The organism is Alteromonas sp. S167 (genome assembly GCF_036864375.1).
In the GTDB taxonomy this organism is placed as follows: Bacteria; Pseudomonadota; Gammaproteobacteria; order Enterobacterales; family Alteromonadaceae; genus Alteromonas.
Map to the genome: position 1 here is coordinate 101,443 of NZ_JAZETR010000007.1, position 14,244 is coordinate 115,686.

Below are 14,244 nucleotides of genomic sequence, written 5' to 3' on the forward strand. Positions count from 1 at the left end.
TAACTCTGATAATGCTTTGGCCATGCAGTCATCATGTATATTGAGGAAAACATGGAGCTTGACGCTATTATCAATCAGGCACAAAGCCAGATTGACGCTGCTGAAGATGCAGCCACACTTGACCAAGTTAGGGTCGAATTCATGGGTAAGAAAGGTAAACTTACCGACTTACTTAAAGGGCTTGGAAAGTTATCTAACGAAGAACGTCCAGCTGCAGGCCAAAAAATTAATCAGGCCAAGCAGGTTATTCAACAAGCTATCTCAGCAAAAGGCGAGCTTCTACGCACTGCCGAGCTTAATAAAAAGCTAGCTGAAGAAGCAGTTGATGTAACGTTGCCTGGGCGTACTGAAAAGCCAGGCAATCTGCACCCGGTTAGCCGCACTATTGCTCGCATAGAATCGTTCTTTGGTGAACTTGGGTTTTCGGTTAAAACCGGCCCTGAAATTGAAGATGGTTTCCACAATTTTGATGCGCTGAATATTCCGGCAAATCACCCTGCACGAGCAGACCACGATACGTTTTACTTCAACCCAGATATGATGCTTCGCACGCAAACCTCTGGCGTTCAAATTCGTACCATGGAAGCAGAGAAACCACCATTGCGTATTATCTCTCCGGGTCGTGTATACCGTAACGATTACGACCAAACCCACACGCCAATGTTCCACCAAGTGGAAGGTTTGATGGTTGATAAAGACGTCAGCTTTACCGATCTAAAAGGTATTTTGCACGACTTCTTACACCACTTCTTTGAAGAATCATTAGAGATTCGCTTCCGTCCCTCTTATTTCCCATTCACAGAGCCTTCAGCTGAGGTTGACGTGATGGGTAAAAACGGTCAGTGGCTGGAAGTACTGGGCTGTGGAATGGTACATCCAAATGTACTAAAAGCTGTGGGTATCGACCCTGAAGAGTACACTGGTTTTGCCTTTGGTATGGGTGTAGAACGCTTAACTATGCTTCGTTACGGTGTTAACGATTTACGCGCGTTCTTTGAAAACGATCTTCGTTTCCTTAAGCAGTTCAACTAAGGCAGAAAGTACACATGAAATTCAGTGAAAAATGGTTAAGAGAGTGGGTTAACCCGTCGCTGTCGGCACATGAGTTGTCTGAACAGTTGAGCATGGCTGGCCTGGAAGTAGATGGTGTAGAACCCGTAGCAGGCGATTTCAAAGGCGTGCTCGTAGGGGAAGTGGTTGAGTGCGGTCAGCACCCTAATGCCGACAAACTGCGCGTAACGAAAATTAATGTGGGTGAAGACGAACTATTAGACATAGTTTGTGGTGCGCCTAACTGCCGTCAGGGCATTAAGGTAGCGGTGGCTGTTGTTGGTGCCGTTCTGCCAGGCGATTTTAAAATTAAGAAGGCAAAACTTCGCGGCGAGCCGTCATTCGGTATGCTTTGCAGTTTTTCTGAGCTAGGCATTAGCGATGATCACGATGGAATTATCGAGCTTCCAGCTGATGCACCTATCGGCGCGGATATTCGCGATTACCTTGGCCTTGATGACAACGCCATTGAAGTAGACTTAACGCCTAACCGTGCAGACTGCTTGGGCATTCGCGGTATCGCCCGTGAAGTTGGTGTGCTAAATAATCTTGACGTATGCGAGCCTGAAGTAGCTGCGGTAGACGCAACTATTGATGATAAATTATCAATTACGTTAAGCGCTGACGACGCATGCCCACGTTATCTGGGCCGTGTGGTTAAGGGCGTTAACGTTAAAGCTGCATCGCCACTGTGGTTAGTTGAAAAGCTACGTCGTTGCGGGATTCGCAGCATCGACCCTATTGTTGATGTAACAAACTTTGTATTGCTTGAACTAGGTCAACCGATGCACGCGTTTAACCTTGCCAGCATTGAAGGCCACATTAACGTGCGTATGGCGAACGAAGGTGAGACGCTAACGCTGCTTGACGAAACCGAAGCTAAATTGCAAAGCAACACGCTAGTTATTGCAGATGACAACAAAGCGCTGGCAATGGCTGGTATCTTTGGTGGCCTACATTCAGGCGTTACTACTGATACCCAAGACATTTTGCTTGAGAGTGCCTTCTTCAGCCGTGATGCGATTATGGGCCGTGCACGTCAGTATGGTTTACATACCGATGCATCGCACCGTTACGAGCGTGGCGTAGACCCGCAGCTTCAGTGTAAAGCAATGGAGCGTGCTACTGCACTAGTGCTTGAAATTTGTGGTGGTGAGGCAGGTCCGATTGTAGAAGCCGTTGCTGAAGACAAGCTTCCAAAGCAGGCTACTGTTACACTTCGTCGCGAGCGTTTAACACGCGTACTGGGCATTAGCATCGACGATGCAAAAGTAACAGAAATGCTTAACCGCTTAGGTTTAGACGTTACGCAAACTGAAGCAGGCTGGGAAGCGGTTGCACCAAGCTATCGTTTCGATATTTCAATTGAAGAAGATTTGATTGAAGAAATTGCTCGTGTTTACGGCTATAACAACATTCCAAATGTTGCACCGAAAGCAACGTTGGCGATGCTACCTTCACAAGAGGCGAAGCTTCCGCTTAATACAATGAAGTCATTGTTGTTAAGTCGTGGTTATAACGAAGCGATTACTTATTCGTTTGTCGACCCTAAAATTCAAAATGCGTTATTCCCAGACGTAAAAGGTATGGTGTTACCACACCCAATCTCATCTGATATGTCGGTGATGCGTGTTAGCTTATGGCCAGGTTTAGTGGGTGCTACTGCGTACAATCAGAAGCGTCAGCAGCAGCGCGTCCGCATGTTTGAAACCGGATTACGCTTTATTCCTCAACAAGATGCGCCAAATGGTGTATTGCAACAGCAAGTAATTGGTGGTGTAGTAGCAGGGCGTCGTAACGAAGAACATTGGGACTTGGGCGACAGCCCAGTAGATTTCTTCGATGCTAAAGCGGATGTGGAAGCATTGCTTGCATTAACAGGGCGTTCTGGAGAATTCCAGTTCGTTACTGCCGAGCACAGTGCACTGCACCCTGGTATGACTGCAAAAATTTTGCTTAATGATGAAGAAGTTGGCTATATTGGTGCTATACACCCGCAGTTTACAAAATTGCTTGGTGTTAACGGTCGTGTATTTGTTTTCGAATTAATTGTAGATGCAATTATTCAGCGTAAACTACCGTCGGCTGTGCCGGTATCGCGCTTCCCGTCTAACCGTCGCGACATCGCAATTACGGTTAAAGATGAAGTGCGTGTAGGAAATGTACTTTCTTACATAGAAAAAATTGGCGTAAATCAACTAGTTGCTCTAAACTTGTTCGATGAGTACAAAGGCAAGGGAATTGAACCTGGTTACAAGAGCCTTGCTTTGTCACTTCATTTGCAAGATCCAGATAAAACCTTGGAAGAAGCTGAGATTCAGCAAGCTGTAGATACTGTGGTTAAAGGTCTGGAATCTGAGTTTGGGGCCGCGTTAAGAGAGTAAACTATGGCATTGACCAAAGCCGAGATGGCTGAACACCTATTCGAGAAATTGGGCATCAACAAGCGTGATGCTAAAGATCTGGTAGAACTTTTTTTTGAAGAAATTAAAAGTGCTCTGGAATCTGGTGAGCAAGTAAAACTGTCAGGTTTTGGCAACTTTGACCTGCGTGACAAGAATGAACGTCCTGGTCGTAACCCTAAAACGGGTGAGGACATTCCGATTAAAGCACGCCGAGTGGTAACATTCCGCCCAGGTCAAAAACTAAAAAGCCGAGTTGAAAACTCTGCACCTATCGACCAATAATCATTAGGTCGTTACAATACTTAAAAGAGCGAGTTTACTCGCTCTTTTGTATTTCTTTATCTTTGTGCATTCGCATAAGTTTCTTTATTTGAGTTGTTGGAGGACAGTGTGAAAAAAGCACTCGTTGCCTTGGTTTCAATAATTGTAGTAGTCGCATTATGGCTTGGTTATTTGTCTTATGATGCCGACCAACGTGATGTGGAAGCTTCAAAAGTTCCTCTTGTTACCGTTATGGAAATACTGCACGCCAGTGATTTACAGAAAGGCGTTAAGGCTGCGGTAAAAGTCGACGACGCCGATGCTATTGATAATTGGCTTAATCAAGCACTTCAAGTTGGAAATGCAGCCAATTTAGCGAAAGAAGATTTGGACTATTTAGCGTCTGATGCCGCCCGAGATTATGTTGTGTTCAACGCAAAGCGCCAGTTGTATAACGATGCGTTTGAAGCGCGCTATTATTCGCTTAAAGAAGTTGAAAGCTTGAAATCACAATACCCAGAAGCAAAGGACTTGTTCCCGCGAACCGATGCCTTGATTGAAAAGCGAGATGCCATTATAAAGCAGATTGCTATTGCGCTTTCTAACGAGGACTCGCCAAGCGAAGACGCGCTAGAACAAGCTCGTCAACAGTGGTTAATGCGGGCGCAGAAACCTGAAGCATAAGCGGTGGTTACATCGCTATGTCTTCATAGTGTGCCCGGGTTAGTGTCGCTAGGTCTTTAGGGGAAAGTGCTACTTCTAAACCACGTTTTCCCGCACTTACATAAACCGTTTCGAAGTGCTGCGCCGACGCATGTATAACAGTGGGTAAGCTTTTTCGCTGGCCCAAAGGGCTAACGCCACCAAGCACATAGCCGGTTGATGTCTCAACAAGCTGACTAGCCGCCATTGATACTTTTTTTGCCCGAAGTGCTTTAGCCATTTTCTTTTCACTTAGCTTTGTAGCCACTGGAACAATGGCTACAGCTAGCTTGTCTGAATCTGTGCTTACAACAAGCGTTTTAAACACGCATTGGGCGTCTAGTCCTAATTTTTCTACAGCTTCAAGACCATAAGATGCTGAGTCTGCGTCATGCGCATACTTCAGCACCTCATGATGTACTTTTTTCTTTTTAAGCAGTGTTATTGCTGGCGTCATTGCTCGTCTTTTTTGTAAAACGTGCGGCTGTGGACAATTTCACCTGGCAACAAAGGTGTTGCTGCATGGGTAGCATAGTCTTCAAAGCCTGCGTTAAAGAAGTCTGACAGCGGATGACCAGACTGACCGCCAGGTAAGGTTAGTATGGCATCTTCTAGATGTCCTGGACTAACGAAGAAACGTTCTGACGCGCCAAAGCGGGGAGCTTGCACAGCAGGCATGTACGTGTCGCCAAAGCCTTCAACGGCGTCCATATTAAGTAGGCTACCTACAACTGGAATTTGCGAGGCAAAAGGGTGATTGACGGCAAGCATGTTTACGTTGCCCCAACGTAATTGCTCCATATCAGCTTCCACCGGTGAGAATCTATCGAGAAGCTTGTGTTTAGCACGTCGATACGCATCTACCAATAATTCATCATAGGAACTGGTATCCTGCGTAAGCCAGCTATCAGGTTGTTGGTGAATAAGCTGCCATGTGGCGGGCTCAATACCTCGTAATAACGTGCGACTATTTACGTCTTGAGCATCAAGCTGCGTTAAAATACGGCCAAACAATGTTTGAACCACTTCTTGTCTGAAATGCTTTACTAACGTGTAACCAACAGAGTCTTCACATGCACAAGCGCCCCACGTGTTGAGGTATGCAAGGTCAGGCTTAAATTCAACGTCTTGCGTAGACAGTAAACCATACAATAAATCGTGCCATGGCATTAAGAACCGGGCGTGATTATCAAGCTGAATGGCGTAAAAATCTGTTTCATTAAAGCGGTCTTTTTCAAACATTCTATCTCGAATTTGCTGGCCACGTGCGCCTAGGGCGTAGCCACCATCGCCAAGCTGCTCAAAATCTGATGCGCCAATTACACGAGCATTGGCTGTCCATATCCTATTCGCCTCAGGATTAACAACACTAGGTAAGGTCGCCATACGCTTAGGCGGGTTATCGCGATATTGTGCTTCGGAAATAGCTGTGAAAGACGCTTTTTCACGTTCTAATACTGCACCGCCAGGAAGCCACGCTGCGCCGCCATTTTCATCTACTAACACCACATTTTGCGTGGGAATAGCAATTTGCTTTATTACGCGCATTGCTTGGTTAAGTGTTTTAGTAGGGCCAAGGTCAACAATGTTTAAGTTCACCGCAAACGGATGATGGGCAACCCAATTCAGCGCAAACTTTTTACCGTTAATGTGTTTAACTGGGCCGAATTCACTTACCTCTAGTTCAAACTCATGCTTGCCATGTGGTAAGGGAATTGACTGTGTAACCATGGTGGTTGGCGTACCGGGCTGTAATTCTACCCAGTCCACATTGTCTAAATTGGAATTGGTAAAACCCCAAGCAACGTGATTGTTTGTACCAACCACAATGCCAGGAAGGCCAGGCAGTGATACGCCTGTTACCGAAACGTCTTCACCCGATACCATATAGTTAAGCTGCGCTCTGTACCAAATAACCGGTACACGAAGGCCTAGGTGCATGTCGTTAGCTAACATTCCTGCGCCTGTAGCGGTTAGATTACCGGTAACAGCCCAGTTGTTACTGCCGATGTCTGGAAGCTCAACGCCAGTATAGGCAACTTCGTTGCTGTCTATTTCCGTTTGCTCTGTAGGGAATGGCGGAATATCTGCTTCTAGCAAGGGAATTTCACTGCCATCTAGGGCAGCCTGAAAGGTACTTGGCTGAGTAATGAATTGGTAAAGATCATCACCAAACGTATTTAGCAACGCTGTACGCGCCAGATCAAAATCAACCTGACTACTCTGCAAATCTAAATACATGCTATACACAACAAGAATACTGTCGGTTGGTTTCCACTGTTGAATATCTACACCCGCAGCAAGGTATTCAAAAGGCGCAACCGTTGATTCTTTCAATGCCTCATTTACGCCGTGTGCATATTGTACAAGTAGCGTTTTTTGATTTTGAGGTAGGGCGTCAAATACGGCTTGTGCCCGTTTACTAAATTGATGGAATCGCGCAGATTTATCGCGCTCTATTGCAATGTCGCCGACCCACTGTGAAAGGTTGCCCGATGCACTTCTGCGCTGCAAGTCCATTTGAAAAAAGCGGTCTTGTGCATGTGCGAAGCCAAGCGCATAAGCAGCATCATAAATATCATCAGCTTGGATTACTGCGTGCCCTAGGGCATCGCGCTGTAACTCGGTTGGCGAGTTAACATGATAAGTTGAATTGTTTGCGTCCAATGACGGCAGGCTTAAGTAAAGTGTTAAATACAAACCTGAGGCAATAATTGTTGTAAGTACAGTGACGCCAACAAGTAACCACTTTATCCAATTTATCACGTGTAATACTCCTGTTTTTTCTCTATCCTAACCACAGAATTTGTAAATGAAAAGTGATGATTTATGACAGTTGCAAAGGCGGTGTTGTGGGCCCGTTAATGTTAGATTGTGAAGCCGAGATGCTCACAGCGGAAGAAAAAGAAAAACTTGCACATCCGGTTACCGGCGGTGTGATTTTATTCTCTCGAAACTATTACGATAAACGCCAACTGAAAGCGTTGATTGAAGACATTCGTCGTTACGCAAATAAACCCTTACTGATTGCGGTGGATCACGAAGGCGGCAGAGTACAACGCTTTAGAGAAGGTTTTACCGCCATTCCTGCTATGGGCAAAATAGTGAAACAGTCTGCAACCACAGCGCAAAGTGAAGCATATGCAAAAGCGTGTGGGCTAGCACTTGCTTATGAGCTTAAAACGCTCGATATCGATTTTAGCTTTGCGCCAGTACTTGATATCAACGGCGTGTCGCAAGTTATTGGTGATCGTGCTTTTTCAGAGTCTGCTGTTCAGGTTGCTAAACTTGCCAGCGCCCTCATTTCTGGCCTTAGGCTAGTGAATATGCCAGCAATTGGAAAGCATTTTCCTGGACACGGCAGCGTGGCCCCTGATTCACATATTGCACTTCCTGTGGATGAACGAGATTTCAGTGATATTGAACAAACCGATATGGTGGCCTTTGCAAAGCTGATTGGGCAGAGTTTGTTAGACGGTGTAATGCCTGCTCACGTAATTTATAAACAAGTATGCTCTCAACCCGCTGGTTTCTCTGAACACTGGTTACAACAGATACTTAGAAAAAACTTGTCTTTCAACGGCGCGGTTTTTTCAGATGATTTGTCGATGCACGGCGCCAGCGTGGCGGGAGATTATATTGACCGCGCAACACTTGCGCTGAACGCAGGCTGTGACATGGTATTGGCGTGTAATAATGTTAAAGGTGCAGAGTCTATTCTCGATGGGCTTGAGTCTCGCGTAGCGCTGAACTCTGAAAAAGATAAGCAAAAGCAAGCGCGAGTAATGGCGCTATATGGTCGCAACATGCCGTTGGGGCTACAACAGCAGTACAAAGACGCAGTAGCACTTATCCAGCGCCTAAATGTTTCTGCCTAACGTTAATCTATAGCCCTACGGGTTAATAGTGATACTGAATACAAAAAGGTGTAACAGTGAGGTCGGCTTGGTGTTGTGAACAAAAGTGAGAAGGAGGCGCCGGTTATACCGGTACCTCTTCGAAACCTGCTTCAACATTAAGAAAACGCGCAAGCGTAAATAGAAAATCGCTGAGTCTATTCAAATAGGCGTGCACCACTTCAGGCACGTCATAGTGTTTTGACAAGCTGATGACCGCACGTTCTGCTCTGCGGCACACTGCACGGCAAACATGGGCTTGCGCCGCCGCTTTGCTTCCGCCAGGTAAAACAAAAGACGTGTTAGGCGGCATTTTTGCCGTAAAGCTATCTATCAGCGACTCTAAATCATCGATATTTTTTTCAGTCAGGGTAGAGCTTGCTGAAATAGCAAAACCAGCCTGAAATAAATTTCGTTGAATATCGTGCAACATGGGGCGATGCTGTGTTGCCACTGTGGCAGCTAATAAACCGATATGGCTGTTTAGCTCATCAATATCACCGTAGCTCTTTACCACCAAGTCGTCTTTTTCTACCCTTACTGCCTTATCGGCATAAATCTGTGTACTGCCTTTATCGCCGGTACGCGTGTAAATTTTCATAGAAAAGCCCTTTGCTAATTTTCTTCACTTACTTCAACGGCAGGCCTGTTGTAGCGGCGAATCTGTACAACAAATCCAAATAATGGATGGTCGAAATAGTGCAACTGTGTACTAATTACCCGTCGTTGCTCTTTAAGTGGCACGGCGACCAGTCGCATTGGTGTGTACGCTAATGTGTCACTATTGTTATTTACAAGGTCAGATTCTGCTATGGCGGCATTAACCGAATCATCAGCGTTTAGTATGGATGGCTCTACAGCAAAGTAGCGCTCTGAAACAGGCTGCCTATACAAAAGCTCGCTATCAATATGAAGGTAAGGCACGCGATTAATGTACTTCAAAAATACCTTCATTGTGCCGTCAATTTCCCAAATAGGCTTACGAAGCGCGTTTGCATTTTCCTCGTTGTCTGCGTCGATCATAGTCAAGGCATCAAGGTCTGAAAACGCACTTAGCGCAATGGGCGTTGGCGTTGCTAGCTTGTCTTCCAAATCGGCAAATATATCGCGAACAGCAGTAATACTCGTATCGTCACCATCATTTAATGCGCCGATATCGTTTTCGCCAGTTGCATATTCGTTACTTGCGTATTCGCCTGTTGAATCAGACGTCGTTTGCTCGCCTTTATTTGGCGCCATTGCTGAAGTGGTGTCTTCACCTTGTGTTACAAGCAGGGGATTCGTCTCTATTACGCTGGTATCAGTATCATCAGCACTTTCGTGAGCTGGGCGCTTAATGGGCTGTCCTGACATTGCAAATGAGGAAGCATAATTTTTACCGCCAAATAAACGCACGTCAAACGCATTGTCTTTACCAAACATAACAGGTTGTCGCCAAGCAACATGAAATAGGCGTTCTAGCTCTCTATTGCTGCGGATTTGTTTAGAAATTGAAGTAAGGGCGTGTTCATTACTCGTCAGTAAATGTGCTTTGGATGCGCGCGGCCAGTCATGCCCCTCTACAATAATTGGAAGTTGAGAAGGTGAGGGTAAGCGGTTGTCCGGCTTATTTACTTTTACTATCTTTTGCCCGTTCAAAACCGAGACTTCCATCCATGGCTTAACCTGTTCGCAATAGCGGAATGCTGGCACAGTGATATTGGCGTTTTGTGATGAATGACTATTACTTTCAACACTATCTGAGAATTCATCTGACGGCTTCGATACACCAAAGAAAGATAACCATAATTTTGCTATTTCAGTTGCCGAAGGACCCTGTATAACGTCATTCGGTGTTGCCAATTCGGTATCCGCAAGTGACAGGGTTTCTAGCTCGCTAAGGGCTTCACCGTCAGGTACATTTTCTTCTGCCTCGTCTGCAAGAGACACAGCGATATCCGCATCAGATTCGACTTCTGTAGTTTCGACTTCAGTAGCGCCCAATGACCCAGTTTCACCAGTCGCTATTGCATTATGCTCATCTGTAAATAGCGCCGAACCTTCGCTGTTGGCCTCTTCAAGAGGAGGCAAAGCAAGAAAATCAACGTCGCTAGAGGGAACATAAAGCAGTTCACTAACGGGAAGTGGAATAGTGGTATCAATGTCACAAAGTGGCAAACCTTGCTTTAAATAGCTAATATCGGGCGTAATAATAGCGCCAATAAGATTAGCTTGCGCTCTTGGTGCTTCAAGTGTTGATGCAAGCGTAAACTGCTCTTCAAGCTCGCTTAACGATACATTGCGTTTAAACGCAATAACCTCAACGTCAAACCACCAGTCCTCATTGGCGTAAGTATGGCTGGTAAACACTGCACAAATTGGTGCAAGCAAAAAACACCAGCGAAAAAACTTCATGCTACCGCGACTCCTTTGCAAAATCGGCAATGATATCGCTAATAAACGCAATGCGCTCTTTAGCGGTGTCGGTCTTCTTAACTAAACGCAGCTTCTGGCTACCTTCAAACTTGAAGGTATTCGGCTTGGTTTGAACTAGCTTAATAATATAGCCAGGGTCGACCTTGGTTGTTTCTTTAAATTCTATGGTACCGCCTTGTGCAGACAAGTCTACTTTAAGCACACCTATTTCTTGGGCTTTTATTTTTATTTCAGCAACTTCTACTAAGTTTTTGGCTGGCTCAGGTAACAGTCCGAAGCGGTCTATACACTCTACCTGGAACTCGTCAATATCGTCTTGGGTAGCACAGCTTGCTAATCGCTTATAAAGGGAAAGCCGTGTGTTTACGTCGGCAATGTAATCTTCAGGTAGAAGCGCAGGTATACGCAGTTCAACTTCGGTATGACCTGACATGGCATCATCGAGTGACGGCTCTCTACCTTCTTTCAAAGCGTTTACGGCTTTATCAAGCATATCCATGTATAGACTAAAGCCAATACTCGCAATTTGGCCCGATTGGTCGTCGCCTAACAGTTCGCCTGCACCGCGAATTTCTAAATCGTGAGTAGCAAGTGCAAAGCCTGCACCTAAATCTTCTAATTGTGAAATAGCATCAAGACGTTTAACGGCATCTTTTGTCATACGCTTGGGGTGTGGCGTTAGCAAATAGGCATAGGCTTGATGGTGCGAACGTCCAACACGACCACGAAGCTGGTGCAATTGCGCCAAACCTAGATGGTCGGCGCGGTCCATAATAATGGTATTTGCACTTGGAACATCAATACCGGTTTCAATAATGGTGGTACATACCAGCACGTTGTAGCGCTGATGGTAGAAGTCGCTCATTACGCCTTCAAGTTCACGCTCACGCATTTGGCCGTGTCCCACTGCAATACGTGCCTCAGGAACAATTTCGGCTATTTCTTCTGCGGTGCGCGCAATGCTGTCTACTTCGTTATGCAGGAAGTACACTTGGCCGCCACGCAATATTTCACGCATAATAGCTTCACGAATAATGGCTTTGTTGCGTTGTTGAACGAACGTTTTTATTGATAAACGTCTGGCCGGTGCGGTTGCGATAATTGATAAATCGCGCATGCCTGATAGTGCCATATTCAGCGTTCTAGGAATTGGCGTAGCGGTAAGCGTTAGAATGTCTACATCTGCACGTAACGATTTAAGCTTTTCCTTTTGACGCACACCAAAGCGGTGTTCTTCGTCAATAATCACAAGCCCTAAGTCTTTGTATTTAATATCGCTGGAAAGTAGCTTGTGGGTGCCCACTACAATATCTACTTTTCCTTCACCAATGCGTTCAACCACGGCTTTTTGCGCTTTTCCGCTAACAAAACGGCTCATTACTTCTATTTCAAATGGCCATGCGGCAAAGCGGTCTTTGAAGTTTTCATAGTGCTGTTGAGCAAGCAGGGTAGTGGGCACCAATATGGCCACTTGTTTACCTGCATTGGCAGCCAGGAACGCGGCTCGCATGGCTACTTCAGTTTTACCAAAACCAACGTCACCGCACACCAGGCGATCCATTGCAGACGGATTGCCCATATCATGCATAACGGCAGCAATTGCCTGTGCTTGGTCGGGAGTTTCCTCGAAAGGGAAACTGTCTGAGAATGACTGGTAGTCGTCCCAATTGATTTTGTAAGCAAAACCGGGCTTTGCCGCACGTCGCGCATAAACGTCTAATAATTCAGCCGCCACATCGCGTACTTTTTCGGCGGCTTTCTGTTTGGCTCTGCTCCACGCATCAGAGCCAAGGGCATTAACCGGCGCATTGTCAGCATCGCCGCCTGTATAGCGTGATATTAGATGCAGTGACGCTACGGGAACATACAGCTTCGACTGTTTTGCATATTCAATACAAAGGTATTCAGTTGCTACGCCGCCAGCGTCTAGAGTTTGCAGCCCTAGGTAACGACCTACACCGTGGTCAAGATGTACAACAGGTTGTCCAATAGACAGTTCGGCAAGGTTGCGAATTATCGCGCTTTCGTCTGTTGCACTGCGTTTATCTCGCAGGCGTCGCTGACTTACCTTATGACCAAGTAACTCAGTTTCAGTAATAAACAGCAGCTCGCCTTCATCTGTGTGCCAGCGGAAGCTGTGTTCCACCATGCCCACGGTAATACCAATGCTGTCATGGCTTGAAAGAAACCCGTTAAATGAATCTGCTAACGTCGGCTTAATTCCCGCTTTGGCTAAAACCGTAAGTAGGCCTTCTCTGCGCCCTTGTGTCTCAGAGCAAAACAGTATTTTCGCACCTCTGTCGGTGGCTTCTTTGACCGTCGCAATAAGACGTTCTGCTGGGACTTTTTTTTGCGCATTAATAGCAATGTCGTCAAGCAGGGCGCACTGTAAATTAACCGAGCCCGCTTTATCTTCTAAAACACGGCCTGTAAGCGTAGCGCGAGGCCATTGTTTTATGGCGCCGAACAGTTCATTAATGGGAAGAAAGAGTTCGTCAGGCGCAAGTAAAGGTCGCGCAAGATTGTAGCGATACTGTTCATAACGTTCTTGTACATCGGCCCAAAAGAACTCACTGGCATCTTGTACGTCGCCGTGAAGCAACAACAGACTTTTTGGATGAAGGTAGTCAAACAGCGTTGCGGTTTTTTCAAAGAAAAGTGGTAAGTAATACTCTACGCCGCTGGGCATCGTACCCTTGCTTACCTGTGAAAATACGCTCTCAGACGCGTTATTAGCGTCAAACTTTGCAAGAAATTGCTGACGAAATAGCGTTATTGCCTCTTTATCGGTGGGGAACTCTCGTGCGGGTAGCAGTCGAATTTCATTAACGGCCTCACCAGAGCGCTGTGTTTCGGTATCGAAATAGCGAATAGAGTCAATCTCATCATCGAACAAATCGATACGAAATGGTTGCTCGCTGCCCATGGGAAACAGATCGATAATACTTCCGCGTACAGAAAACTCGCTGTGACTCATTACTTGGCTAACATGTAAATAGCCCGCCTGCTCTAAATTGCGACGAAACTGGTCTCTGTCTAATGTGTCGCCTTTGTTTAGCATCAGCAAATATTTTGCTAGATAGTCGGTTGGTGCAAGGCGCTGCATAAGCGTATTGACCGGCACGATAAAAATGCCTTCGCCTTGTTGCGTAAACCTGAACAGCGTTTCCAAGCGTTGCGAAACAATGTCTTGGTGTGGCGAAAAGGAATCGTACGGAAGCGTTTCCCAATCTGGGAAAAGTGTAATGGGGGTGTTGGTTAGTGCGTTGTCACCTTGTAAAAAGAACGCTATTTCTTTTTCAAGCTTCATAGCAGACGGCGTGTCTGCCGTAATTAACACAACAGGGCCCTTGTACTGCTTCAAGGTTTCACTAATGCATAGTGCAGCACTGCTGCCTTGAAGCTGTCCCCATTGTTTATGATCTTGTGTTGATGCGTCTTTCTTCTGCGCCGGCAGAGGCAGCGATAGTAAGGTGGCTGTCATGACTTCCTATTTACGTTATGCAGGTAATACC

At 45.9% G+C, this 14,244-nt stretch carries 10 protein-coding genes; 5 read left to right on the forward strand and 5 right to left on the reverse strand.

Features of this window, described 5'->3' with window-relative positions; translation table 11 throughout:
• The first annotated feature begins 51 nt into the window (after positions 1-51).
• The 4 genes from pheS (at position 52) to V7R35_RS12105 (ending at position 4,400) form a co-directional block, all read left to right on the forward strand.
• On the forward strand, positions 52-1,032 hold the full coding sequence (pheS, locus tag V7R35_RS12090; RefSeq protein ID WP_334015266.1) for a phenylalanine--tRNA ligase subunit alpha: 981 nt from the start codon (positions 52-54) through the stop codon (positions 1,030-1,032).
• 14 nt (positions 1,033-1,046) lie between these two features.
• Positions 1,047-3,434, forward strand: a complete 2,388-nt coding sequence (pheT, locus tag V7R35_RS12095) for a phenylalanine--tRNA ligase subunit beta (protein ID WP_334015114.1) — start codon at positions 1,047-1,049, stop codon at positions 3,432-3,434.
• Between the two features lie 3 nt (positions 3,435-3,437).
• Positions 3,438-3,737, forward strand: a complete 300-nt coding sequence (ihfA, locus tag V7R35_RS12100) for an integration host factor subunit alpha (RefSeq protein WP_131094149.1) — start codon at positions 3,438-3,440, stop codon at positions 3,735-3,737.
• Between the two features lie 108 nt (positions 3,738-3,845).
• Positions 3,846-4,400: a hypothetical protein gene (locus tag V7R35_RS12105; RefSeq protein ID WP_334015115.1), complete on the forward strand. Its 555-nt coding sequence runs from the start codon at positions 3,846-3,848 to the stop codon at positions 4,398-4,400.
• 7 nt (positions 4,401-4,407) lie between these two features.
• Here V7R35_RS12105 and ybaK read toward each other — a convergent pair whose 3' ends face one another.
• Both ybaK and V7R35_RS12115 read right to left on the reverse strand, forming a co-directional pair.
• Positions 4,408-4,875 (reverse strand): Cys-tRNA(Pro) deacylase, encoded by a 468-nt coding sequence (ybaK, locus tag V7R35_RS12110; RefSeq protein WP_334015116.1) that lies wholly within the window; start codon positions 4,873-4,875, stop codon positions 4,408-4,410.
• The gene (locus V7R35_RS12115; protein ID WP_334015117.1) at positions 4,872-7,184 is read right to left on the reverse strand and encodes a penicillin acylase family protein; all 2,313 of its coding nucleotides are present in this window, start codon (positions 7,182-7,184) and stop codon (positions 4,872-4,874) included. Before V7R35_RS12115 ends, ybaK begins: the two co-directional genes overlap by 4 nt.
• Positions 7,185-7,282: 98 nt before the next feature.
• On the opposite strand from V7R35_RS12115, the gene nagZ reads away from it, so the two are divergent.
• Positions 7,283-8,296, forward strand: coding sequence for a beta-N-acetylhexosaminidase (gene nagZ / locus V7R35_RS12120; protein WP_438823474.1), 1,014 nt, complete (start codon positions 7,283-7,285; stop codon positions 8,294-8,296).
• A gap of 103 nt (positions 8,297-8,399) precedes the next feature.
• Here the strand turns inward: nagZ and V7R35_RS12125 are convergent, their stop codons facing one another.
• From V7R35_RS12125 to mfd, 3 genes are read right to left on the reverse strand one after another with little or no spacing between them, the layout of a single operon-like run.
• Positions 8,400-8,915, reverse strand: coding sequence for a cob(I)yrinic acid a,c-diamide adenosyltransferase (locus V7R35_RS12125; RefSeq protein ID WP_334015120.1), 516 nt, complete (start codon positions 8,913-8,915; stop codon positions 8,400-8,402).
• 14 nt (positions 8,916-8,929) lie between these two features.
• A complete protein-coding gene (locus tag V7R35_RS12130) occupies positions 8,930-10,708 on the reverse strand; it encodes a CsiV family protein (protein WP_334015121.1) in 1,779 nt (592 codons plus the stop codon).
• Between the two features lies 1 nt (position 10,709).
• Entirely contained in the window at positions 10,710-14,213 is a 3,504-nt protein-coding gene (gene mfd / locus V7R35_RS12135; protein WP_334015122.1) for a transcription-repair coupling factor, read from the reverse strand.
• Positions 14,214-14,244 lie beyond the last annotated feature (31 nt).